At 73.1% G+C, this 24,574-nt stretch carries 18 protein-coding genes; 10 read left to right on the top strand and 8 right to left on the bottom strand.

Translation table 11 applies throughout. The features are described from left to right. Positions 1 to 168 precede the first annotated feature (168 nt). Positions 169 to 696, top strand: a complete 528-nt coding sequence (locus ACFV3E_RS38845; protein WP_500540053.1) for a GNAT family N-acetyltransferase — start codon at positions 169 to 171, stop codon at positions 694 to 696. A 115-nt stretch (positions 697 to 811) separates the two neighbouring features. Here ACFV3E_RS38845 and ACFV3E_RS38840 read toward each other — a convergent pair whose 3' ends face one another. Continuing rightward, a complete protein-coding gene (locus ACFV3E_RS38840; RefSeq protein WP_500540051.1) occupies positions 812 to 1,021 on the bottom strand; it encodes a hypothetical protein in 210 nt (69 codons plus the stop codon). A gap of 182 nt (positions 1,022 to 1,203) precedes the next feature. Continuing rightward, the gene (locus ACFV3E_RS38835) at positions 1,204 to 2,565 is read right to left on the bottom strand and encodes a glycoside hydrolase family 16 protein (protein ID WP_500540055.1); all 1,362 of its coding nucleotides are present in this window, start codon (positions 2,563 to 2,565) and stop codon (positions 1,204 to 1,206) included. Positions 2,566 to 3,200: 635 nt separating this feature from the next. On the opposite strand from ACFV3E_RS38835, the gene ACFV3E_RS38830 reads away from it, so the two are divergent. From ACFV3E_RS38830 to ACFV3E_RS38820, 3 genes are all read left to right on the top strand, one after another. Beyond that, positions 3,201 to 3,356: a DUF6131 family protein gene (locus ACFV3E_RS38830; protein WP_500540049.1), complete on the top strand. Its 156-nt coding sequence runs from the start codon at positions 3,201 to 3,203 to the stop codon at positions 3,354 to 3,356. 162 nt (positions 3,357 to 3,518) lie between these two features. After that, the gene (locus ACFV3E_RS38825) at positions 3,519 to 4,724 is read left to right on the top strand and encodes a cytochrome P450 (RefSeq protein ID WP_499509194.1); all 1,206 of its coding nucleotides are present in this window, start codon (positions 3,519 to 3,521) and stop codon (positions 4,722 to 4,724) included. A 379-nt stretch (positions 4,725 to 5,103) separates the two neighbouring features. Next, the gene (locus tag ACFV3E_RS38820) at positions 5,104 to 6,210 is read left to right on the top strand and encodes a type III polyketide synthase (RefSeq protein ID WP_500540047.1); all 1,107 of its coding nucleotides are present in this window, start codon (positions 5,104 to 5,106) and stop codon (positions 6,208 to 6,210) included. A 170-nt stretch (positions 6,211 to 6,380) separates the two neighbouring features. Here ACFV3E_RS38820 and ACFV3E_RS38815 read toward each other — a convergent pair whose 3' ends face one another. Continuing rightward, positions 6,381 to 7,289 (bottom strand): alpha/beta fold hydrolase, encoded by a 909-nt coding sequence (locus ACFV3E_RS38815; protein WP_500540045.1) that lies wholly within the window; start codon positions 7,287 to 7,289, stop codon positions 6,381 to 6,383. 225 nt (positions 7,290 to 7,514) lie between these two features. Between ACFV3E_RS38815 and ACFV3E_RS38810 the strand changes: the two genes are divergently transcribed. Continuing rightward, complete coding sequence (locus ACFV3E_RS38810; RefSeq protein ID WP_500540043.1) at positions 7,515 to 8,087, top strand: Rv1733c family protein; 573 nt, start codon at positions 7,515 to 7,517, stop codon at positions 8,085 to 8,087. Between the two features lie 100 nt (positions 8,088 to 8,187). After that, the gene (locus ACFV3E_RS38805) at positions 8,188 to 9,075 is read left to right on the top strand and encodes a universal stress protein (protein ID WP_500540041.1); all 888 of its coding nucleotides are present in this window, start codon (positions 8,188 to 8,190) and stop codon (positions 9,073 to 9,075) included. A 205-nt stretch (positions 9,076 to 9,280) separates the two neighbouring features. Here the strand turns inward: ACFV3E_RS38805 and ACFV3E_RS38800 are convergent, their stop codons facing one another. After that, entirely contained in the window at positions 9,281 to 9,943 is a 663-nt protein-coding gene (locus ACFV3E_RS38800; RefSeq protein WP_500540039.1) for a helix-turn-helix domain-containing protein, read from the bottom strand. Positions 9,944 to 10,264: 321 nt separating this feature from the next. On the opposite strand from ACFV3E_RS38800, the gene ACFV3E_RS38795 reads away from it, so the two are divergent. Then, positions 10,265 to 11,191 (top strand): universal stress protein, encoded by a 927-nt coding sequence (locus ACFV3E_RS38795; RefSeq protein ID WP_500540037.1) that lies wholly within the window; start codon positions 10,265 to 10,267, stop codon positions 11,189 to 11,191. Positions 11,192 to 11,219: 28 nt separating this feature from the next. Here ACFV3E_RS38795 and ACFV3E_RS38790 read toward each other — a convergent pair whose 3' ends face one another. Next, positions 11,220 to 12,125 (bottom strand): oxidoreductase, encoded by a 906-nt coding sequence (locus ACFV3E_RS38790; protein ID WP_500540035.1) that lies wholly within the window; start codon positions 12,123 to 12,125, stop codon positions 11,220 to 11,222. Positions 12,126 to 12,623: 498 nt separating this feature from the next. Here ACFV3E_RS38790 and ACFV3E_RS38785 point away from each other — a divergent pair, with 498 nt between their 5' ends. From ACFV3E_RS38785 to ACFV3E_RS38775, 3 genes are all read left to right on the top strand, one after another. Next, a complete protein-coding gene (locus ACFV3E_RS38785) occupies positions 12,624 to 15,221 on the top strand; it encodes a glycoside hydrolase family 127 protein (RefSeq protein WP_500540034.1) in 2,598 nt (865 codons plus the stop codon). Between the two features lie 68 nt (positions 15,222 to 15,289). Beyond that, positions 15,290 to 18,691 carry a glycosylhydrolase-like jelly roll fold domain-containing protein gene (locus ACFV3E_RS38780; protein WP_500540030.1) on the top strand — a complete coding sequence of 1,134 codons (3,402 nt, stop codon included), beginning with the start codon at positions 15,290 to 15,292 and terminating at the stop codon, positions 18,689 to 18,691. A 67-nt stretch (positions 18,692 to 18,758) separates the two neighbouring features. Continuing rightward, positions 18,759 to 22,031 carry a family 78 glycoside hydrolase catalytic domain gene (locus ACFV3E_RS38775; RefSeq protein WP_500540028.1) on the top strand — a complete coding sequence of 1,091 codons (3,273 nt, stop codon included), beginning with the start codon at positions 18,759 to 18,761 and terminating at the stop codon, positions 22,029 to 22,031. A gap of 66 nt (positions 22,032 to 22,097) precedes the next feature. Here ACFV3E_RS38775 and ACFV3E_RS38770 read toward each other — a convergent pair whose 3' ends face one another. From ACFV3E_RS38770 to ACFV3E_RS38760, 3 genes are read right to left on the bottom strand one after another with little or no spacing between them, the layout of a single operon-like run. Next, positions 22,098 to 22,430: a hypothetical protein gene (locus ACFV3E_RS38770; RefSeq protein ID WP_500540026.1), complete on the bottom strand. Its 333-nt coding sequence runs from the start codon at positions 22,428 to 22,430 to the stop codon at positions 22,098 to 22,100. A 38-nt stretch (positions 22,431 to 22,468) separates the two neighbouring features. Then, positions 22,469 to 23,830, bottom strand: coding sequence for an MFS transporter (locus ACFV3E_RS38765; protein ID WP_500540024.1), 1,362 nt, complete (start codon positions 23,828 to 23,830; stop codon positions 22,469 to 22,471). Then, positions 23,827 to 24,468, bottom strand: a complete 642-nt coding sequence (locus ACFV3E_RS38760; RefSeq protein WP_500540022.1) for a TetR/AcrR family transcriptional regulator — start codon at positions 24,466 to 24,468, stop codon at positions 23,827 to 23,829. Before ACFV3E_RS38760 ends, ACFV3E_RS38765 begins: the two co-directional genes overlap by 4 nt. Positions 24,469 to 24,574: the final 106 nt, after the last annotated feature.

The following is a 24,574-nucleotide window of genomic DNA, read 5'->3' as shown; positions in this document are numbered from 1 at the left end:
CCGACTCCCCGGCCCATTCCCCCTGCATGCCTACAAGACTGGCCCCGACTCCACAGAGCCGGGGCCAGAACCCGAGATTTTCAGCAGTCTTCTAGATGATCGATTCCGAGGGGTTCATGCGACCGCGTGACCGACGTGATGTGCCTTCGCGGCGCTAATCTGGCCGCCATGTCGAACCCCGTGCGTCTGCGTCCCATAGTCGAGCGCGACCTGGACCTGCTGGAACGTCTCTTCGAGGACCCGGATGAGGCGGCGGAGTTGGCCTTCTTCGGTCACCGCAACCCGGGGGCCCTCCGTCGACAGTGGTCGGAGAAGGGCTTCCTCACCCAGGAGGGCGGCCGGCTCGCCGTCGTCGGGAAGGGCGACTGCTTCGTGGGTGAGGTGCAGTGGCACCAGGTCATGCTCGGCCCGGCTTCACCGTGCTGGAACATCGGCATCGCGCTGCTGGCGGCGGAGCGCGGCAAGGGATACGGCAAGCGCGCCCAGCGTCAGCTGGCCGAGTACCTCTTCTCGCACACCAGGGTCAACCGGGTCGAGGCGAGTACCGACGTCGTCAACGTCGCGGAGCAGCGGGCCTTGGAGTCGGCCGGTTTCACGCGCGAGGGCGTGCAGCGCGGGGCCTGTTTCCGTGCCGGAAAGTGGCGCGACATGGTCGTGTACTCGGTCCTGCGATCCGAGGTCGTGCTTGCGGATTGAGCTGCCGCGCCCGTCGTGGCGTCCACGTGGCTGCCGGCCGGTTCGTGGATCTCCGACGACCTGGGGTGGGCCGTGGCCCGATCGGAAGGTGCGGGCACGCACCCGAGACCGGGGGTCAGGAACGCCTCTTCATCCAGGAGATGTCCTCGCCGCTGTGTCCCAGGGACCCCGCTTTCCAGGCGCGCATGTCGCGGCGGGCGTCCCGCACGTCGCGCGACATGGCTGCGCCGTCGCGATGGGGATGCTCGCCGTGCCGGCGGGCTTTCCAGCCGACCCAGGAAGCGAGCGCCACGACCAGGACGAGGGGCACCAGGAACATCCACATGGGAGCAGCATGTCGGGACTCCGCGGCGCCGGACAGGTGCCGTTTGCCACCACCCGGCGAAGCTTGGTTGCCGTGGCCGGGGCTTGACACGGCCGTCGGCCCGCCGTGCCGCCCTGAGTGTGCCGTGGCGCAGGGTGCCGCCCGCGGTGTCCCCGGCCGGGGACACCGCGGGCGGCGTGGGGTCATGTGGTGCTGAAGGTGAACCAGTTGACGTTCACGAAGTCGGCCGGCTGGCCGCTGGTGAACGTCAGGTACACGTCGTGCTTGCCGGTGATGCCCGAGATGTTCGCCGGGATCGTCGTCCAGCTCTGCCAGCCGCCCGTGTTGGCGACGGAGAAGCTGCCGATCGGGGCGTTGCTCCGGCTGTCCAGCCGGACCTCGACCAGGCCGCTGACGCCGCCCGCGGCCCCGGAGGCGACCCGGGCCTTGAACTGCCGGGCCGTGGTCGTCCCGAAGTCGACGCCGGAGTAGAGCGCCCAGTCGCCGTTCGCGAGCGACGCCAGGTTCTGGCCGCCGCCGCTGTCCGTCGTCGTCTCGACGGTCGTGCCGGACTGCTGCGTGTACGACTCGGCCTGGAGGGTGCCGTAGGCGCTGCCCGTGCCCCCGGTCGGCGGGGGAGAGGTCGGGGGTTGCGTGCTGCCGCCGCCTGAGCTGTAGACGGCGACGTAGTCGACCAGCATGGGTACGCCCGAGACCGTGGAGGCCGTCGGCGTCTTGTACCCCGCCACCGGGTCGGGGAAGGCCCCGCCCATCGCGACGTTCAGCAGGATGAAGTGGCCGTGGCCCGTGGCCGCGTTCCAGGTGGACGCGTCCATCTGGCTCGCGTTCACCGAGTGGAACTGGACCCCGTCGACGTACCAGCGCAGTTGCTGGGGGCTGACGCTGCGGTCCCACTCGAAGGCGAAGGTGTGGAAGTTGCCCTGGCAGGCGCTGCCGGGGCAGGCCCGGGTGGTGCCGAGGCCGCTGGTCTCGTTGCAGGGGCCGCCCGGGTTGGTGCCGCAGTGGAGCGTGCCCCAGACCTGGTTGACGCCGTTCACGTTCTCCATCAGGTCGAACTCGCCGATGGACGGCCAGTTCCAGTAGTTGCCCCGGTACGGCGCGCCAAGCGTCCAGAAGGCCGGCCAGTAGCCCGCCGCGGCCGCGCCGGTGACGTTCGGCATCTGGATGCGGGACTCGATGCGGAGCTTGCCGCCCGACGGGGGCTCGAAGTCGCTGCGGCGGGTCTCGACGCGCCCGGAGGTCCAGTTCCCCGCGGAGTCCCGGATCGGGGTGATGCGCAGGTTGCCCGAGCCGTCCTGGCGGAGGTTGGCGGTGTTGGAGGTGTAGGTCTGCACCTCGCCGGTGCCCCAGTTGGCGGCGCCACCGGGGTAGCTGGTGCCGGTGTCGATGATCCAGTTGTCGCCGGACGGGAGGGTGTTGGCGGCCCCGCTGAAGTCGTCGCTCCAGACGGTGGTCCAGCCGGACGGTGCCGACGGGACGGCGGCCCTGGCCGAGCCGAGCAGGCCCAGGCAGAGCGCGGTCACGGTGGCTGCAGCGGCCACCATCAGGGTGAGCGGTCTGGCGGCGTGGCGCCTGCCGGTGGTCGTACGCGCGGTCACGGGTGATGCCTCCTCGGGATCGGTGCCGGGGAAGGGTGCGGTTCCGGGTGGAGAGCGTCTGAGAGCGCTCTCATATGGCGGGAACACCTTCCCGCCAGGGTGAACCGCGGTCAATACATGGAACAAAAGAAGTCGCGCGCGGTTGTCTGCCTTCACTGCTTGGAGTCAGCGGCGCCGACCGCGGGTGGGCCGGGTTGTGCCGCGGGCGGGAAATGACGGCCGGGGAACGGGTGTTGGGGGCGGCAGATGGCGTGGTCAGGGCGCCCTGCCGACCACGTTCGCGCTGCTGAGAGCGCTCTCATAGCCAGGGCGACGGCCCCGGCGAACACCACCCCGGCCGAATCCGGCGGTCATGAAACGCGAAGACGTGGGTAGCCGATCCATGTACGAATGGGGGTGAATGCGACGCCGGCAGGTTCACGTCGGAAGCGTGGACGGCAGGCGACGCCGACGGCCGGTTCCGGCTGAGCGAGGCCCGGCGTGACCGCGCACCGCGCGGTCACCGCACCGTGGCTCGTACCCCCGGTGCCACCGGCCCGGCACAGGGCAACGGCGACCAGGGTCGCGCAAGGGAGTGCACCATGATCATCCTCGGTATCATCCTGCTCATCATCGGATTCCTCACCGGAATCTCGTTCCTGTGGACCCTGGGAGTCATCCTCGCGGTCATCGGCCTCGTGCTCTGGGTCCTGGGTGCCATGGGACACGCCGTCGCGGGGCGCCGCCACTACTACTGACGGCCGGTGAGCCCGAGCACGTGCCGCGCCCTGTGTCACCGAGGGCGCGGCACCCTCATGGGCGCGGGTCGCCCGGATGGGCTGCCTGCAGTGGTCACCTGCGCGCGCGGGGGATTGGTTGTGATATGTCCCCCCGACGCCCAGGTGCACTGGAGTATTCGCATGGAATCCGGTTCCTCCGCGCACAACTGCCCCTTCGACTTCGCCGAAGCCCTCGAGTTCGACCCGCAGCTGAAGCAGTTCATGGAGAACGAGCAGATCTCCCGCATCAAGCTGCCGCACGGCGAGGGTGAGGCCTGGCTCGTCACGCGGTACGAGGACGTGCGGACCGTGACGACCGACCGGCGTTTCAGCCGCGCCGCCGTCGTCGGCAAGGACTTCCCCCGCATGACGCCGGAGCCGATCGTCCAGGACGAGGCCATCAACGTGATGGACCCGCCGGACAGCAGCCGGCTGCGCTCGCTGGTCTCCAAGGGCTTCACGCCCCGGAACGTCGAGCACATGCGCCCCAGCATCGAGCGGGTCGTCGCCGAACTGCTCGACGGCATGGAGGAGAGCGGCTCCCCGGCCGACCTCGTGGAGCACCTGGCGGCGCCGCTCCCGCTGGCCGCCATCTGCGAGGTGCTCGACATCCCCGACGAGGACAGCTGGGAGCTGCGGGGCCACGCCCGCACCATGATGGACTTCAGCCCCGACAACCGGGACAACGCCGTCCACTCCAAGGCCTACCTGCGGGAGTACTTCACCAAGCTCACCGCCGAACGGCGCGCCCGCCCGGGCGACGACCTGGTCAGTGTGCTGGCCACCGCCCGTGACGGGGACGAGATCCTCAACGACAAGGAACTCGCCGTCATGGCCATGGTCCTGCTCATCACGGGCCAGGACACCACGTCGAACGAGATCGGCAACATCGCCTACACCCTGCTCACCCGCCCGCGCGAGCTGGCCATGCTGCGCGAGCAGCCGGACCGCATCCCGCAGGCCATCGAGGAGATGCTGCGGTACATCCCGTTCCGCAAGGGCGTCGGCATCCCGCGGATCGCCGTCGAGGACGTGGAGATGGGCGGCGTGCTGATCCGGGCCGGCGACGTCGTCCATGTCTCGTACCTGACCGCGAACCGCGACCCGGAGAAGTTCGACCGCCCCGACGAGCTGGACCTGGACCGCACCGGCACGCCCCACATGACCTTCGGCTGGGGTGGTCACCACTGCCTCGGCGCGCCGCTGGCGACCATGGAGCTCCAGGTGGCCTTCAGGGAGCTGCTGCGCCGCTTCCCGGACCTGAGGCTGGCCAAGCCCGCCGACGAGGTGCGCTGGAGCGCCACGTCGATCTGGCGCTACCCGGTGGCCCTGCACGTCGCCTGGTGAGCTGCCCGCTGCGGCCCCCCGCTCCGGCCTCCGTTCCGGCCCCGCACCCGCACGGGTGCGGGGCCGGTTCCGTCCCGTTCTCCCTCGTGACGGCGGGTGCGGGCCGCTCCGACATGCGGAATCCGCCCAAGTGACGTACGTTTTCCTGGTGGACGCAAATCTGAACAGGCCGTGAATCCACTTCGACAGCAGCCGGTCCCCCTTTGTGAACCGTCTTTTGCCGGGACCTCGTGAACGTCAGGCCTTCTGTGGGCGCGCACATGAATGCGCTCGTACCCCCTACCGCATTTTCGTGACAGGTACGGGCCTGCTCCGGAAATCCCGGAGCAGCGCGCCACATGGACCATAGCCCGCCGAGGGGCAGGAAATGGAGCCACGCATGGCTGTTCTGTGCAAGCCGGTGATCTCGGTTCCCGACAACGTTATCACCTGCGAACAAACGCTTGAGCTGGCACGGCGGCTGCACAAGGACCACCCGCAACTCGGCCTGACCCTCAGGCTCATTGAGAACACGGGCGTTCAGAAGCGGCATCTGATCCAGCCGATCGAAGAGGTGCTCAAACATCCGGGCTTCGACGTACGCAGCCAGATCTACGAGGCGGAGTCGAAGGCACGGGTACCGGCCGTCATACGACAGGCTCTTGACCAGGCCGAGTTGGAGCCCGACGAGATCGACATCATCGTGTACGTCTCGTGCACGGGATTCATGATGCCGTCGCTGACGGCGTGGCTCATCAACAAGATGGGATTCCGCCACGACACCCGTCAACTGCCCATCGCGCAGCTCGGTTGTGCGGCAGGAGGCGCGGCCATCAACCGCGCCCACGACTTCTGCACCGCGTACCCGGAGGCCAACGCCCTCATCGTGGCATGCGAGTTCTGCTCGCTGTGCTACCAGCCCACGGACCTCAGCGTCGGAACGCTGCTGTCCAACGGGCTGTTCGGCGACGGCATCGCCGCCGCCGTCGTCCGCGGCAGCGGCGGCACCGGGATGCGGCTGGAGCGCAACGCCTCCTACCTCATCCCGGACACGGAGGAGTGGATCTCCTACGCGGTGCGCCAGACGGGCTTCCACTTCCAGCTCGACAAGCGCGTACCCGGCACCATGGAGCCCCTGGCACCGGTGCTGCGCCAGGTCGCGGAGGACCACGCGTGGAACGCCGCCAAGCTGGACTACTACATCATCCACGCCGGCGGTCCCCGCATCCTGGACGACCTCTGCCGCTTCCTCGGGGTCCCGCCGGAGTCGTTCCGCTTCAGCCGGGCCACGCTGACCGAGTACGGCAACATCGCGAGCGCCGTCGTCCTCGACGCCCTGTACCGGATGTTCGAGGAGGGCTCCGCCCTCGACGGGCACCGCGGACTGCTGGCGGGCTTCGGCCCGGGCATCACCGCGGAGATGGTCCTGGGGACCTGGGTCACCAACGGGCTCGACGCCACGATGACGCCCCAGCACTCCTACGGGGAGTACGACGTCATCACCTGAGGCCGCGGCCCCGGTGACGGTCCGGGCCGGCGGTGGCCGGGACGCCACGGCGTCCCCCCATCCGCCGGCCCGGCCCCGCCGGCCGGGTGAGGCCTGTTCAGCCTTGCGACGCGACGGCCGCCGGGCCGTCGCCTAGCCCCCGGTTCTCCGGGCCCGTCACGCGGAGCCCGTCACGCGGGGACCGCCCGCTCGCGGGCGGTCACGAAGCCCACCACGGCCTCGGCGAAGCGACCGGGCTCCTCGATGTGGCCGAAGTGCCCGCTGTTCTCCAGGACCAGCAGCTCCGATTGGGGGATCAGCTCGTGCAGTTCACCGGCCCAGCGCATCCCGCAGACCACGTCGTACCGGCCCACCACGACCAGCGCCGGCACGGTGAGGGACCCCAACTGCCCGCGGTCGTCGACGGCATCGGGGACGAGGTCCTCGCCCAGCCCCGAGATGTGCGTGCCCGACACCGCGGCGCTCAGGGGCGCGAACTCCTCCTCCCGGCCCCAGTAGTCCGCGAAGTAGGCGGGCAGCAGCCCCTTGAGGACCGCCGTCATACCCGCGTCGTCGGAGATGGCGGACACCTTCTGGAAGGCTTCCAGGACCTCCGGCAGACCGGGGTGACCGGCGTGCCGGGCGGCGAACTCCTCCACCATGCGCATCGCCTCGGCGCCGTGCTCGGGGCCGGTGACCGGCGCGCTGTCGTACAGGACGATCCCGGCGACACGCGCGGGCCGGTGCAGCGCGTGGTATTGGACGACGAAGCCGCCGTGCGAATGCCCCAGGAGGTGCACGCGCGGGGTGCCCAGGTGGTCGACGAGCGCGTCCAGGAACCGGCTGTAGCGCTCACGGGTGTAGCCGTGCGGGTGCGAGGGGAGACGGCCCGAGCCGCCGGTGCCGACCGGCTCCGGGTAGACGACCGTCAGGTGCCGTTCGACCTCGGGCATGCGCAGGTACTCCCAGAACACGCCCGGCCCGCCGGAGTGCGCGATGCACACCGGTCCGGTGCCGTGGACGTGGTAACGCTGGGCCACCCCGTCCACCTCGAAGGTGTGGGTGCCGGGGGACAGGGGGTCGGTCAGGGGGGTGGGCATCGCTGCTCCGTATCCGGAAGGTGTCGAGGACACCGACAGGACGCGGGGCGGCGCGGCAAGTTCGATCGCCGGCGAGTGACGGTCGTCACAACCCGGCGGCGGGCCGGCCGCGCACGCGCGCGGGGGCCGGTCGGCCCCGTCCTGCGGCGGAAATGATCCGTGTGGCCCCTGCTGCGGCAGTGCCGGCGCGTGCGACGGTCGTCGGACAGGGAAGGGAGCACGGCCATGAGCGGCAGGGCGGTGTTCTGGCGCTGGCGCCGCAATCCGCTGCGGCGACGGTCCGATGTTTTGGAGGCCTGGACGGGCGTGGCGGCGGCCCTGCTGATCGCCGCCGGGGCCCCGGCGGCCGGGGCGGCCACGGCGGCCGCGGTGGAGCAGTCCGAACTGCGGCGGAGCCAGGGCACCCACCTGGCGACGGCCGTCCTGACCGAGGACGCCGCGAAGGCCGTGGAGAACCCGTACACCGGCTCCATCGGAAAGGTCCTCGCCACCGTCCGGTGGACCGCGTCCGACGGCTCCGCCCGAACCGGTCAGGCCCGTGTCGAACCGGGCAGTCCCGCGGGTTCCACGACGTCCGTCTGGCTGGACGCGAACGGCCGGCTGCAGCAGAACCGGCTCACCCCCGCGCAGGCCGAGGCCCAGGGGGTCGTCTTCGGCTCGGTCGCCGCCGCGGGTGCCTGCGCGCTGGTCCTCGCCGGGCGCTGGGTCGTCCGCCTGCGGATCGACCGCCGGCGCGCCGCGGCCTGGGGCCGCGAGTGGGAGGAGAGCGGCCCCTCATGGGGCCACCGCAGGGCCTGATCCCCGACGGCCCCCCGGCCGGCGCGCGGGGCCCGGACGTCGCCCGGCGCCCGGGGGGAAGCCGGCGGCGGACGACGGGCAGGGCGGACGAGGAGGCGCGGTGAGTGGTCTGGTGGTCGTAGGAGCGGACGGCTCGGCCTCGAGCCTTGCCGCGGTGGAGACGGCGGCCCGGGAGGCCGCATGGCGCGGCGCCGGACTGCGGGTGGTGCACGCCTTCCTGTGGCCGGCCATGCACGTGCCGCTGGGACCCCCGGCCCTGGGCCCGTCCGAGGGCGGCCTGCGGAACGCCGCGCAGCGGGTGGTGGCGGAGGCCGTGGAACGCGCCGGGCGCGCGGCACCGGAGGTGGACGTGACCCACGCCGTGGTGACCGGGGAACCCCTCACCGTGCTGGAGGCCCAGTCGCGCGCCGCGGAACTGGTCGTCGTGGGATCCCGCGGCATGGGCGGCTTCGTCGGCCTGATGCTGGGTTCGACGGCGGTGCACCTCGCCGCGCACGGCCAGTGCCCGGTCCTGGTGGTCCGGGAGCAGCCGGCCGCCGGCGGTCCGGTCCTGCTGGGCGTCGACGGTTCCCCGGTCGGCGCGGACGCCGTCGACTTCGCCTTCGCCGAGGCCGCGTTGCGCGGCGCCGAACTCCTCGCCCTGCACGCGTGGACCCCGTGGCACACGCCCGTACCGCCGCCCCAGGACCCCGCGATGCCGTACGCGAGCGAGCCGGGCGAACTCGCCCGCACCGAGGAACGCCTGGTGGCCGAGACGATCGCGGGACGGCGGGAGCGCTACCCCGGGGTCACGGTCCGCACGAAAACGGTGCGTGGCGCGACCCGCGAGACCCTCATCGAGGAGAGCCGGACCGCGCAGCTGCTCGTCGTCGGCGCACGCGGACGCGGCGGTTTCTCGGGGCTGGTGCTCGGCTCCGTCAGCCAGGCGGTCCTGCACCACGCGCACTGCCCGGTCGCCGTGGTGCGCGGCTCCGCCGCCGGACGGTGAGGGCGGTGCGCGGCGCTCCATGATGGGGCGCCGGGGGTGCCTTTGCCGGGGCGTCCGGGTCCGGCAGGTCGTGGTGGTGGCCCGCGTACGGCGGGCCGGCCGTCCGCACCGGGCGCGCTGCCCTGCCCCCGGCCGCGTGGCACTGCACGTGCGTTCCGCGGGGCGGTGGCCGGGGTGCTCGGGCGGTCGGCGATGAGGAACGTGCTCAGCCGACCAGGATGCGGCGTCCGGTCACGCTTGCCGGGACGACGCGGATCCACAGGTCGCGGTCGCCGCCCGCCCAGGGTCCGGCGTACTCGCGCTCCGCCAGCCGGCGCACGGCCCCCGGGTCGGTGACGGCGGAGGCGACACCGCGGACGAGCACGCTCCAGCCCTGGCTGAGGCCCTCGTCGACCTGGTCGACCTCGAAGGCGCACCTGGTGTCCGCGGCCGCCGCGGGCGTGGCCCCGGGATGGGTGCGGAAGGCGATCACGCCCTCGGCGACCGTGTAGTTGACCGGCAGGATCGCCAGCCCGTCGGGCGTGTCCAGCCCGATCCTGCCGACCCCGTGCGTGGACAGCAGCGCCCAGCACTCCCCGGGGCCGAGTTCCACCAGTGACGCCCGGCCCGCCGCGCGTCCCCGGCCGGGCGGCAGCTCCGCCTCGCCGCCGCTCAGCGCGGACACGCTCGTCCCCAGCGCCGTGGCCAGCCCGTGCAGGGTGGAGCTGCCCGGCGCCGCGGTCGGCTCCTGCTCCACGTACCGCAGATAGCCCGGGGCGATGCCGGCGCGTTCCGCCGTCTCCTCCAGGGACAGACCCAGTTCCTCCCGGCGGCTCGCGATCCGGCGCCCGATGTCCCCGGCCGCGGCGGCCGCGTCCTGCTGCGTCATGACCGGTCACGTCCTTCCGTACGTCGCGGATGCGTCCCCTCCAGGGTCCCGCGGCCGGCGCGGCGGCGCCGCCGAGACGGCGTCCGGGCCGGACCGACGGCACAGGTACGGCCGCCACCCCCGGCGACCGCGCCGGTACACGCCCCGTACGCTTGATCACAGCGGTGACCTGCTCCCACTGTCCCGGGCGGCGCATGCCCTCGCCCATGGGCCGGTCGGCCCCCGGACGGGCCCGGCGGGCCCCTGCCGGAGGCCCGTCGCCGGCGGGAAGCTGGGGGCGAACAGCCCACGCCCTTCGTCCCGTTCGCCAGGAGGCACGTCATGTCCCGTACGGTCACCGCCGGTCTCGACGGATCACCCGAGAGCCTGGCCGCCGCGGACTGGGCCGCCCGCGAGGCACTGCGCCGCGGACTGCCCCTGAGGCTCGTGCACGTCCACGACTGGCAGCCGTACACGTCCGCCTACGCCCCGCTGGCCGGGGCGGTGGCCGCGGTGGACCCCGACGTCCAGCGGCAGTGGGCCGAGTCCGTGCCGCGCGACGCCGCGGACGAACTCGCCGGGCGTCACCCGGACCTGGAGATCTCCGCCGGACTCGTGAGCGGGCAGCCCGCGGCGGCCCTCGCGGCCGCCGCCGAGGAGTCGGAGCTGCTGGTGCTCGGCTCCCGGGGCCTCGGCGCGCTCGCCGGTTTCCTCGTCGGCTCCGTGGCCTCCGCGACCGTCGCGCAGGCCGTCCGCCCCGTCGTCCTCGTACGGGCCGGTGAGACGGGCAAGGACGAGCACCGTCCGGACCTCGACGGGCTGGTCTCGGAGTACACGCCCTTCCGTGACGTGGTGCTCGGCATCGACCTCGCCCGTCCCCACGACGATCTGCTGGCCTTCGCCTTCGAGGCCGCCGTGCTGCGCGGGACGGGCCTGCGCGTCGTCCACGGCTGGAACCTGCCGGGCTCCTACGGTTACAACCCCGCGGCGATCGCCCTGGACCTGGAGCACGAGCTGACCGACGCCCAGGCGAAGGCGCTCACCCAGGCGCTGGCGCCGTGGCGGGCCAAGTACCCCGCCGTCGAGGTCCTGGAGCACTCCCTGGTCGGCGGGGCGGCGCACCATCTGGTCGAGGCGGCGGCCGACGCCTCACTGGTCGTCGTCGGCCGCCGTGTCCGCCACGCGGTTGCCGGCCTGCACATCGGCCCGGTGACCCATGCGGTGCTGCACCATGCCAAGGCGCCCGTGGCGGTCGTCCCGCACGACTGACGGTCGTCACGCCCGAGGCCGTCCCGGGTCAGCGGCTGGGGCGGCCCACCGCGTCGATGAGCGCCGTCTCCTCGTCCGTCAGCCGCAGCGCACCCGCCGCCAGGTTGTCCGCCAGGTGCTCCGGATCGCCGGTCCCCGGGATGGCGAGCACGTGGTCGCCCTGCGCGAGCGTCCACGCCAGCCGCACCTGCGCCGGCGAGACACCGTGGGCGGCCGCGACGTCGAGCACCGCGTCGCTCTCGGCACCGCCGGCGCCGGGCCCCTGCTCGCGGCCCCCGCCGGCGATGGAGAAGAAGGGCACGAAGGCGATGCCCTGGGCACCGCACTCCCGCAGCAGGTCATCGCTCTCGCGCGCGTCGACGCCGTAGCGGTTCTGGACGCACACCACGGGGGCGATGGCCCGTGCCTCGGCCAGGTGCTCGGGACGGACGTTGGACAGCCCCAGGTGGCGGACGAGCCCGGCCTCACGCAGCTCGGCCAGGGCGCCGAAGTGCTCGGCGACGGAAGTGCCGCCCATGAAGCGGAGGTTGACCAGGTCGAGGTGCTCGCGGCCGAGCTGCCGCAGGTTCTCCTCGACCTGGCCGCGCAGCTGGTCGGGGCGGGCGGCGGTGGCCCACTCCCCGGAGGCGTCCCGTGCGGGCCCCACCTTGGTGGCGATGACCAGGTCCTCCGGGTACGGCGCCAGGGCCGAGTTGATGAGCTCGTTGGCCGAACGCAGCCGTGAGAAGTAGAAGGCGGCGGTGTCGATGTGGTCGACGCCGAGCTCGACGGCGCGGCGCAGCACGCCGATCGCGTGGTCCCGGTCGCTGGGCGTGCCGAGGTGGAAGGCGGCGCTGCCGGTCAGCCGCATCGCGCCGAAGCCGATCCGGTTCACCTTCATGTCGCCGAGGAGCCAGGTGCCGGCGGCGGCCGCGGAGATCCTGCCAGTGGTCATGGGTGACTGTTTCCTTTCGCCGGCCTGGAGTATCCCCCGACGCCTTCCGTCGCCGGTGAGCGGGCCGGGACGGCCACCGCCACCCGCGAACCCCTGGTGCGGCGCACTGACCGCGCTTGCCGTCCCGCCTCCGTTCTTGAACGATTCAGTACATGACGGGGAGGAACATACGCGGCGGTGGCCACCGCGACAAGACGCCCGGCACCTGAAGCCGCTGTCCCGCCCTCGCGGGACGGCTTGCTGTCGCCCTGTCACCCCTTCTGCAAGGGTTTGTGATGGTCCGTCGGCAGCCTGGTCCCCGCAGGCAGTGGTTTGGCCTGCCGCTCTTGACGGTCTCCGCGGAGTCACCCTAGGTTGCCGCTGGCTCTAAAAACGATTCATTCGCTCTCAGGCCAGTGGCCGGGCATCGGGCTGCCCGGCAACCGCGTTCCACGGCCGCATGCCGCCGGACAACCGCCGACCGGTGGTACTCCTCCGCGCCCGGAAGGAGTTCCGAGAATGTCCGCACCACCTCCGTCCCAGCCGTCCCGCCGCAACGTGCTGACTGCCGGCATCGCCGCGGCCGCGACCCTCACGGCTGCCACGCAGGCCGTCCAGGCGACCCCGGCCGCCGCCGCGCCGAGCGCCCCCGAGCGGGCGGGCGACGTCCGGAGCGGGCCGACGCCCGCGGCGGGTCCGAAGCTCGACCCTCTGCCGCTGTCCGCCGTGCGCCTGCTGGACGGCCCGTTCCTCGACAACATGCGGCGCACCTGCGCCTACCTGCGCTTCGTCGACGCCGACCGGCTCCTGCACACCTTCCGCCGCAACGTCGGACTGCCCTCGTCCGCCGAGCCCTGCGGCGGCTGGGAGGCCCCGGACGTCCAACTGCGCGGCCACACCACCGGGCACCTGCTGTCCGCGCTCGCCCAGGCCCACGCCCAGACCGGCGACCAGGTCTACGCCGACAAGGCCCGCGTCCTCGTCGCCGCGCTCGCCGAGTGCCAGGCGGCCGCGCCCGCCGCCGGGTTCCACGACGGCTACCTGTCGGCCTTCCCCGAGTCGGTCTTCGACAGCCTGGAGGCGGGCGGCAAGCCCTGGGCGCCGTACTACACCCTGCACAAGATCATGGCCGGGCTGCTCGACCAGTACACCCTCAGCGGCAACCGGCAGGCCATGACCGTGCTGCTGGGGATGGCCGCCTGGGCGGACGCGCGGACCGCACCGCTGCCGTACGAGCGCATGCAGTCCGTGCTCAAGGTGGAGTTCGGCGGGATGAACGACGTCCTGACCCGCCTCCACCTCGTCAGCGGCGACCCCGCGCACCTGCGCACCGCCCGCCGCTTCGACCACGAGGAGCTCTACGCGCCGCTCGCCGCCGGACGCGACGAACTCGCCGGCCGCCACGCCAACACCGAGATCGCCAAGGTCGTCGGTGCGCCGTTCGGCTACGAGGCGACCGGGGAGCGCCGCTACCTCGACATCGCGCGCACCTTCTGGCACACCGTCGTGGAGCACCACACGTACGCCATCGGCGGCAACTCCAACCTGGAGTTCTTCGGGCCCCCGGACGAGATCGTCAGCCGTCTGTCGGAGAACACCTGCGAGAACTGCAACAGCTACAACATGCTCAAGCTCGGCCGGCAGCTGTTCCTGCACGAGCCGTCCCGCACCGCCTACATGGACCACTACGAGTGGACCCTGCACAACCAGATGCTGGGCGAGCAGGACCCCGACTCCGAGCACGGCTTCGTCACGTACTACACCGGGCTGTGGGCCGGTTCCCACCGGCAGCCCAAGGGCGGGCTCGGCGCGGCGCCCGGCAGCTACAGCGGCGACTACGACAACTTCTCCTGCGACCACGGCACCGGTCTGGAGACCCACACCAAGTTCGCGGACAGCATCTACTTCCAGTCCCGCGACGCGCTCTCGGTCAACCTCTTCATCCCCTCCGAGGCGGCCTGGCGGCCCCACGGGGCGACGGACGGGGTGACGATCCGTCAGCACGCCGTCTCCGAGGACACCGTGCGCATCACCGTCGCCGAGGGCGGCGGCCGCTTCGCGCTCAAGGTCCGCATACCGGGCTGGCTGGCGGACGGCCGGGGGCGGGCCGGGGTACGCGTGGCCGGACACCCCTACACGGGCCGCGTCGAGCCCGGCACCTACCTCACCCTCGACCGGCGCTGGCGGGCCGGGGACACCGTCGAACTCACCCTGCCCCGCGAACCCGTGTGGCGCCCCGCGCCCGACAACCCGCAGGTGCGCTCGGTGTCGTACGGTCCGCTCGTCCTGGCCGGCACCTACGGCCCGACGGAGCTGAACACCATCCCCGAGATCCGGCCGGAGTCCCTGCGGCCCGTGCGCGGCGGCGACGGCGCGTTCACCGCCGAGGCGGCCGGCGGCGCGGTCACCCTGAAGCCGTTCCACCAGGTCCACCACGAGAACTACACGGTCTACTGGGCGGTCGCCCCCGGCGCCGGCCGCGAGCGGGACGTCGCCCGCTACCCCCTCGACGAGGGCACCGGCACCAGCGCCGCCGACGCCACCCGGACCTTCGCCCCCGCGACGCTCACCGCGGGCGCCTCCTGGACCGCGGACGGGCCGGGCGGCCGGACCGCCGTCGCCCTCGACGGCGCCGGGGGCCACGTCGCGCTGGCCCCCGCCCTGCCCGCCGGGCTGTCCGAGCTGACCGTCAGCATGTGGGTACGGGTGGACGCCCTGGTCAACTCCGCCCGCGTCTTCGACCTGGGCTACCACAAGGACACCTATCTGTTCCTCACCCCGCGCACCGGCGCGGGACGCGCCCGGGCCGCCCTGAAGATCGCCGGCATGGAGGCCGAGGACGTCATCGACGCCGCCGCACCCCTGCCCACCGGCCGCTGGACCCACGTCGCGCTCACCCTCGGCGACGGCACCGGCATCCTCTACGTCGACGGCGCCGAAGCCGGCCGCAACGCGGCGATGGCCGCGAGTCCGCTGCTGCTCGGCACGACCACGCACAACTACCTCGGCCGTTCCCAGAACCCCACGCACCCCTACCTCACCGGTGCGGTCGCCGGCTTCCGGCTGCACAACCGCGCCCTGGCGCCCGCCGACGTCGCAGCCCTCGCGGCCCCCTGACACGGCCGGCGCGAGCGCCACGGCCCGCCCATCCGCCTGCACCCGCCCTCACCTCACGGAGTACCGCCATGCCTGAACTCCCCCTGTCCAGACGCCGTTTCGTGGCCGCAGCAGGGGTGACCGGAGCCGCGCTGGCGTCCGGCCTGCCCCTCCCGGCGTACGCCGCTGCGCAGCACCACGGCGCGACGGGGACGACCTGGTCGCCCGCCGACTTCGCCGACCCCGCCAAGGACAGCCGCCCGACGGTCTACTGGTACTGGAACGGCCCCGTCACCCCGGAACTCGTCGACGCCCAGATGGCGGACCTGCGGGACAAGGGGATGTACGAGGTCGTCCTCTTCCCGTTCGACAACGCGGAGATGCAGCCGGTCTTCTTCACCGAGGAATGGTTCGCGATCGTCGGCCACGTCCTGCAGACCGCAGAGAAGACCGGCATGCGGGTATGGATCTTCAACGACGACCACTTCCCCAGCGGCCGATCCGGCGAGTACATCGTCAAGGGCGGCCAGGTCGGCTCGCGCACCTACGAGCCCCGACCCGACCTGCGGCTCAAGGCCCTGTGGCGGTCCAGCGCGGTCGTCTCCGGACCCGCCACCGTCGACCTGCGCACCACCACCGGCGTCGGCGTGGACACCACCTCGCTGGTCGCCGACGCCGCGGTCCTGGGCGGCGCGGCCGTGCTGCGCAGGGGAGAGGGGTGGCGCGACTACACCGTCACCGGCAGCGGCCGGGCCGACCAGGTGTCCGCCGGAGTCGTCGTCCGCGCCGCCGCCGACGGCACCGCGGGCTACGCCGTCGAGTTCGACCAGACCGGCGTGGTCACCGTGTCGCTCCTCGCGAAGGACCGGGACCCCGTCGAACTCGCCCGCTCCACCCGCACCGACGGCTTCAACAAGACCAAGTTCCACACCCTCGCCGTGACCGTCAGCGGCTCCACCCTGACCGTGACCCTCGACGGCAAGGCCAAGGGCACCGTCACCGACACCACCCACCCCGCCGGCGGCGCCGGCGTCCGTGCCACCGGGACGGAGCGCGCCCTGTGGGCGAGCCTGGTCGTGACCGCGGCCGACGGCACCGCCCTCTACACCCGGACCGCCTTCGGCGACCCCGCCGCCGCGGGCGACTTCCCCGCCCGGATCCCGCCCGCCGGCGCCGCGACCCCCGCCGCGGCCGCCGCCCGCCCGGTCGGCGCCACCTCCAGCGACCAGGTCGTCGAACTCACCGGGGAACTCGGCGAAGGCCGCACCTGGCGCGTCCCCGAAGGCGACTGGCTGATCGACGTGTTCGGCGGCACCCCGCTGGTCGACGACTCCCAGGGCTACAGCCGCAGCTACGTCGACCTCCTCGACGACGAGCCGGTGGAGCTGTTCCTCGACATCGTGCCCGGCGAGTACCACCGCAGGTTCGCCCGCTACTTCGGCAACGTCATCCCCGGCTTCTGGGACGACGAGCCGTTCTTCGCCTCCGCCGAGGCGCACTTCAAGCGCCTCCCGTGGTCGCCCACCCTGGCCGCGGCCCTGCGGAAGACCGGCACCGAGCCCGGCACCGCCTACGCGACGGCCTTCGACGACCTCGGCCGCACCGGCCGCATCACCCGGGGCCGCTACTGGCAGGCCGTCTCGGACCGCTTCGCCGGCTACTTCCGCAAGCAGTCCCAGTGGTACGCCGAGCGCGGCGTCGCGCTCATCACCAACCCGCTGTACGACGAGACCTCGCCCTCCAAGCGGATCGTCTCCACCGGCGACCTGCACAAGGTCCACCAGTGGGCGCAGGTGCCCGGCGGCGACATCATCACCGCCGAGTACGTGGCCGGACAGCCCACCATGATCCCCCGCAACCCGGTCAGCGTCGCCCACCAGATGGGCCGCGACCGGGCCCTGCTGGAGTGCTTCGGCAACATGGGCTGGCAGGTCGCGCCCGACTTCGTGCGGGCGCTGGTCGGCGCCAACGCCGCCCGCGGCGTCAACCTCACCGTGCTGCACGCCCTGTGGACCGACGAGCAACGTGTCTTCTTCCCGCCGCCGTTCGGTCCGCGCGCACCCTGGTGGTGGGCGATGGAGCCGATCGCCGACTGGATCGGCCGCGTCATGGAGGTCGCCCGCGGCACCTCCGGCGTCCGCACCGCCCTGATCCAGCCGCAGCGGGCCGCCGAGCAGTGGCGCGGCACCACCCGCCAGGGCGAGGTCGACGGCGCCTTCACCGACGCGGCGTACGCGCTGGAGAGCGCCCAGGTCGACTTCGACCTCGTCCACGAGGGCGCCCTCTCCGGGGACCCGGAGCTGCTCGCCCACGCCCGCGTCCACCAGGGACGGCTCGTCGTCGGCGAGGCCGGCTACGACCTGGCCGTCCTCCCCGTCACCCCGACCCTCGACGCCGCCGCCGTCACCCGCCTCGAAGCCTTCGCCCGGCAGGGCGGCACCGTCGTCGCCGTCGGCACCCTGCCCCAGGAGGACGCCGGCGGACGCGACCGCACCCTGGAGCGCGCGCTGAACGGCCTCTTCGGCGACGCCGTCCCCGGCACCCACCGCGTCGGCGCGGGAACCGCCGTCCGTGTCGCGGACACCGCCGCCCTCGGGGACGCGGCGCGGGACGCGGGAGTCGCCGCGGCCGTCCTCGAACCGCGGGCACCGGCCGTACGGGTGCTGCGCACCACCCGCGGCAAGGACGTCGCCTTCCTCCTCAACAACGAGAGCGCCGCGCAGGTCGACACCGTCGCCGTGCTCCCCGCCACCGGCGCCCCCGAACTCTGGGACCCCGTCACCGGCACCGTGCGCCCCGCGCCCGTCCACCGGGAGCAGAAGCACGGTGGCATCCGCCTGCCGCTGCGGCTCGCCCCGTACGAGACCCTCGCCGTCGTCGTGCGCGCCGGCGCGAAGGAAGGTCCGCACCTCACGGACAGCACCCTGCCCGCCGCGTCCATCACCTCCGTCAAGGCCGCCGGTCAGACCCTGCGCGTCACCGCCGTCCTCGACGCACCCGGCGACCACGTCCTCACCGGCACCGACGGCGGCCGTACCTACCGGGGCACGGTACGCGTCACCGACCCGCTCGCCCCGCTCCCCGTGGACGGCGACTGGACGCTCACCCTGCAGCGCGCCGGAGCCACGCCGGTCACGGGCCCGCTGGGCAGCTGGACGACGGTGGAACCGCTGTTCTCCGGCAGCGGCACCTACACCACCGAACTCGTCCTCGACGCCGGGACCCTCGACGGCCGGGGCTTCCGCCTCGACCTCGGCCAGGTCAGGGAGGTCGCCTCGGTCACCGTCAACGGAACCGAACTGCCCCCGCTGCCGTGGGCCCCGTACACCACCGACGTGACGGAGCTGCTGCGCGCGGGCCGGAACACCCTCACGGTGCGGGTGTCCAACACCCTCTCGAACGAGCGCAACAAGCCCCTGCCGTCCGGACTCCTCGGCCCGGTGACCCTGCGGCCGTACCGCGAGGTCACCGCCACCCTGCGGCGGATCTGACGTGCCGTCCCCCGCAGCGACGAACCCGCAGCACCCGCCCACCGCACCGCCGTCAAGGAGCACCCGCATGCCCCGACCCCCGCGCGCAGGCACCCGGCGTACCCCGGCCCTCGCCGTCGCGACCGGTCTCACCGCGCTCGTCACGATCCTGCCCACCGCCGTCACCGCGGAGGCCGGCGCGCCCGCGTCGCTGACCGCGACCACCCTGCGCACCCAGAAGCTCACCCAGGCCCTCGGCATCGACGACACCACCCCCGAACTGAGCTGGGCCCTCACCGGCCGCTCACCGGGGCTCGTCCAGACCGCCTACCGGGTCCAGGCCGCCACCTCGCCCACCAGGCTCCGGCAGGGCCGCCCCGACCTGTGGGACTCCGGCAAGGTCGCCTCCGCCGTCCCGCAGACCGTCTACGCCGGCAAGCAGCTCGGCTCCCGCACCCGGGTCTACTGGCGCGTCATGCTCTGGTCCGCCGCGGGCTCCCACGGCGCGGACCACGCCGCCGACTGGAGCACGCCCGCGTCCTTCGAGACGGGCCTGACCAAAAACAGCGACTGGCAGGCCGACTGGATCACCAACACCGACTGGCAGCTGGGCAAGCGCGACGTCACCCCCGTGGTCGTCAAACTGCCCCGCACCACCGCCCGCTACCTCCGCCTGGACGTCACCCGCCTCGGCCTGCCCCTGCAGGAGGACTTCCCGGGCCGCACCTGGCGCCTGCAGCTCGGCGAGATCGACGTCCGCGACGCGGACGCCGGCACCTCGGGCCTCGCCAAGGGCGCCGCCGTCACCGCATCCGAGTCCAACACCCTCCGCAAGACCTGGGAACCGGCCCTCGCCGTGGACGGCCTACCCAACAGCGCCCTCCAGACCGCCGCCGGCTACTCCAGCGCCGCGCACACCGGACCGGACGTCTCCCAGCAGCCCGTGACGCTCACCCTCGACCTGAAGTCCGTGAAGACCTTCGACGAGATCGCCCTCTACCCCCGCGCCGACGTCCTCACCGACGACGGCCGCGTCCCCGGCTTCCCCACCGACTACACCCTCGCCACCGCCGACACCCCCACCGGGCCCTTCACCCAGGCCGCGGCCGTCACCGGCCAGCAGCCGCCGAAGCCCTGGCTGCCGTCCGGACTGCCCCTGTTCACCAAGGACTTCGCCCTGCCGAAGCACGTGCGCAGCGCCCGCCTCTACGTCTCGGGCCTCGGCATCTACGACGCCACCATCAACGGCAGACAGGTCGGCGACGCCGTCCTCGAACCGGCCAACACCACCTTCACCAAGCGCGTCCAGTACGCCACCTACGACGTCACCGACCTGCTGCGCACCGGCGGTAACACCGTCGGAGTCTCCCTCGGCAACGGCATCTCCAACGTCGTCAGCACCGCGGACCGCTACCGCAAGCTCTACGGGAACATCAGCGACCCCAAGCTGATCGCCCAGCTGGAGGTCACCCTCGCCGACGGCACCGTCCGCCGCATCAGCAGCGGCGACGACTGGCGGACCACGCTCGGCCCCACCACCTCCTCCAACTGGTACGGCGGCGAGGACTACGACGCGCGCCGCGCCGTCCCGCACTGGGACGAACCCCGCGGCAGCCGCGCCGGCTGGGACAAGGCCGTGACCGTCGCCGGTCCCGGCACCGCCGACGCGCCCGCCCGGCTCAGCGCCCGCGAGACCGAACCGATCCGGGTCGTCGAGACCCTCACCGGCACGGAAGTGCCCGGCGCCGAGGGCAGCCGGGTCTTCGACCTGGGCAGGAACATCGCCGGCTGGCCCGAGGTCACGGTGCGGGCACCCGCCGGCACCACCGTCCGCATCGTGCCCGCCGAGAGCCTGAAGGACGGTCACGCCTTCCAGTCCATCAGCAACGTCGGCGGGCCGCTGTGGGACAGCTACACCACCGGCGGCTCCGGTGCCGAGACCTGGCACCCCGAGTACGGCTACCACGGCTTCCGCTACCTGGAGCTGAAGGGCCTGCCCGCCGGGGCCACGGTGACCGTCCGCGGCAAGGTCCTGCACACCGACAACACCTCGGCCGGTGACTTCACCAGCTCCAACGACCTGGTCAACGGAATCCACTCCATCATCCGCCGCTCCATCGAGGGCAACATGATGAGCGTCCTCACCGACTGCCCGAGCCGCGAGAAGCTCGGCTGGCTGGAGCAGGACCAGCTCGTCTTCCCCACCCTCGCCGCGAACTACGACATGGAGTCCCAGCTCCGGAAGATCGTCCGCGACATGGCCGACGGCCAGACCCCCGAGGGCCTGATCACCTCCACCACCCCGGAGTACACGGCCCTGCCCGGCGGCTACCGCAACGACTCCAACTGGGGCGGTGCCTTCGTCCTGGTGCCGTGGCAGCTCTACACCACCTACGGCGACCAGGAGACCCTCGCCACCTACTACCCGCAGATGCGGAAGTACGTGACCTTCCTGGAGGAGAAGGTCTCCGGCGGCATCCTCGACTACGGCCTCGGCGACTGGTTCACCCCGGACACCACCTTCCCCCGCGCGGTGGCGGGCACCTACGGCTACTGGCGCGTCGTCGACGCCATGAGCCGCATCGCCGCGCTCCTCGGTGACCAGGACGCCGCGGCCGGGTACCGGGCCAAGGCCGACGCCAGCGCCAAGGCCCTCGCGGACAAGTACTACGACCCCGCGAAGGGCACCTTCGGCGGCGGCGGACACGGCGCGGAGGCGCTCGCCCTCGACATGGGAGCCGTCCCGGCCGACCAGCGCGACCGGCTGCTCGGCCACTTCGTCGCGAGCGTCGAGGCGGCGGACTTCCACCTGAACCTGGGGGAGATCTCGCTGCCCGCCGCCTTCCGGGTGCTCTCGGAGTCCGGGCACGACGACGTCGTCGGCCGGATCGCCACCCAGACCACCAGTCCCAGCTACGGCTACCAGGTGCTGCACGGCAACACCACGCTCGGCGAGAGCTGGGACGGCGGCCCCGGCCAGTCCCAGAACCACTTCATGCTGGGCGCGATCGACGCCTGGTTCACCGCCCGCCTCGCGGGCATCCAGCAGGCGCCCGGCTCCATCGGCTACCGCGAACTCCTCGTCGACCCGGCCCTCGTCGCCGGCCTCACCTCCGCCTCCGGCTCGTACCGCACCCCGTACGGCACCGTCAGCACCTCCTGGCGCCTGGACGGGGACGCGTACCGGCTGCGGCTCACCGTGCCCGCGGGCACCACGGCCGAGGTGCACGTGCCGGTGACCTCCGGTGAGGTGGCCGCGCCCCAGGGCGCCCGCTTCGTCCGCTCCGCCGACGGGGAGCGGATCTACGAAGTCGGCTCCGGCGACTGGACGTTCACCTCGACCTACCGCGCCGGCACCTGACCCCGGCCCGTACGACGCGCCCCGGCCGGCCGCACATCCCCATGCGGCCGGCCGGGGCGGCGGCGTTCAGCAGTGGTCCTCGACGTAGACCATGCGGCGGCCCGCCTCGGTCCGGAACTCATGGGCCAGGTAGCGGCCGGTCGCCCAGGTCCCGCCGGGGCCCTTGTACGCGCCCTTGACCAGGCCCCACAGCCCGGGACGTTCGGCCGCGGTCGTCGGCCGTGGGCTGATGCCGCCCATGTCCCCCCAGACGAGGGGGATCGCCGCATCCCCGACGAGCCGGCGGACGGCGCGCAGGTCCAGGCGCTTGCGGTGGAGAACCCAGCAGGTCCCCTCTTCGTCGACGAGCGTCACGGGGCCGTTCTTGAGGCTGTCGGGGTTCGAGGGGAATCGCCGCATGCGCCGAGTCTCCCAGCCGGTGGGCCGGTCGGCGAGGTCTATGCCCTCGCTGGCCGGGGCAGCAGCGACGCCGGGAGCAGGCCGAGCGCGGCGAGCCCGGCGAGGAGGACGAGGGTGGTGCTCATCGTCGGGCCCGGCATCCCGGCCGTGCCCGTCGTGCCGGCCGCGACCGCGATGCCGAGGGTCGGGCCGACGTTCATCGCCGTCTGCTTCAGGCCCCCGACGACCCCGGCGTACCCGGGTGGCGCGTCGCCGACGACGGAGGCGGTGGCGGTCACCATGACGGTGGCGAAGCCCGCGCCGAGCACGGCGAACGCGGCAGCCATGGCGGCCCACGCGCTGCCCGGCCCGGACCGCGAGAGCAGCGTGATGCCCAGGACGACCAGGAGCGTGCCGCACAGGGCGGTACGGCGCGGGCCGTAGCGGCGCAGCGCGGCACTCGCGGCGGGTGCGCCGAGCACCATGAGCGCCGTCAGCGGGAGCACCCTCAGGCCCGTGGCCAGCGGGTCGAGACGCAGCACGTCCTGAAGGTAGAACGTGGCCCGGAACAACGTGCCGAACAGCCCCGCGGTCGTCACCAGCAAGATGGCGACGGACGCCGTCACGGGTACCGAACGGGCCACCGCGCGGGGCACGTTGGGATGCCGTGCGCGCCGCTCGTACACGATGAGCACCGCGACGGCGCCCGCCACGGCGAGGAGTTCGAGCACCGTACCGGCACCCGTCCACCCCCGCTCGGGTATGCCCGCCAGCGCGTGCACGAGGGCCGCGAGCGCCAGCGCGAGCAGGGCCGCCCCGGCCGTGCCGACCCTCCCTCCGCCCCCGTCCGGCCGCGGCGGCACGGGCACCCGGACGGCGAGCGTGAGCACGGCGATCGCGAGCGCGAGGGGGACGTTGATCCAGAACACCGCGCGCCATCCCAGGTGCGCCACGACGAGCCCGCCGAGGACGGGACCGGCACCCGCGGCCACCGCGAGCGCGCTCGTGCGGACGGCGATCGGCCGTCCCAGCCGGTCCTCGGGGTAGGCCAGCCGCAGCAGCGCGAGCGTCGCGGGCTGCAGGAGCGCACCGAACACGCCCTGGGCCACGCGCAGCGCGATGACCCAGCCGACGCCGCCCGCGACGGCGATCCCGGCCGACGCCGCCCCGAAACCCAGCACCCCGGCGCAGAGCAGGCGCCGGTGCCCGTAGCGGTCCCCGAGCCGGCCCGCGAGCACGAGCAGTGCCGCCACCGCCACCAGGTAGCCCGTGCTGGTCCACTGGACCTCGGCGACGCCCGCACCGAGATCCCGCTGCAGGCTGGGCTGCGCCACCAGCAGGACGCCACCGTCCAGGGTGACGATCGCGGCCCCTGCGACGCTCGCCGCCAGCGCGAGCCGCTGCCGCGCGGGGGAGATCACGCGGGCACCGGCCCGAGGTGGGCGTCGAGGACGGCCGTGAGGAGTTGCTCGTGGCGCAGCGACTCCTCGTCCGGGTCTTCGGCGCCCAGGACGACCTGGAGGCTGCCCCAGGTCCACAACTGGACGAGCCCGTGCAGGTTCGACCAAAGGGCGGCGGCCGTCACCGGGGCGGGCGGCGCGGTGGCCACCACGGCGGCGTCCTGCTCGGCCCGGCACCGGGTGACGAGCTCGACGAGGGCCCCGAAGAGGGGCAGTGACGTCTCCCGCAGCCGCGGACCGCCGGCCCCCTGCGGCGCGCCGTCCAGCAGGTCGTGGCGGAACATCAGCTCGAACATGCCGCGGTGGTCCAGCGCGTACCCGACGTACGCCCGTGCGGCGGCCGCCAGTTGGGCACGCGGCGCTGCCGCGTCCGCGGTGGCGGTCGCGGTCGCGAAACGCGCCTGCAGGTCCTCGAATCCGCGCCGGGCGATCGCCGACAGCAGTGAATCGTGCGTGGGGAAGTGGCGCCGCGGCGCGCCGTGCGACACCCCGGCCCTCCGTGCGATCTCGCGCAGCCCCACCGACGCGGTGCCCCCGGCCAGCACGAGGTCCACGCCGGCATCGACAAGTCGCTCCCGCAGGGAGCCGCCATCGGTCATGGGGAGTGTCTACCAGTAGCCCGTAGACACTGTCTACGGCAATGGCCGCGAACAGCTCCAACCTCTGGTCCGTTTCACGGCCTTGTCGGTGGCGGCAGGCAGACTG

The organism is Streptomyces sp. NPDC059718, assembly GCF_042733315.1.
In the GTDB taxonomy this organism is placed as follows: Bacteria; Actinomycetota; Actinomycetes; order Streptomycetales; family Streptomycetaceae; genus Actinacidiphila.
Note: the sequence above shows the minus strand (reverse complement) of the source record. Positions and strands in the feature narration are given on the sequence as shown.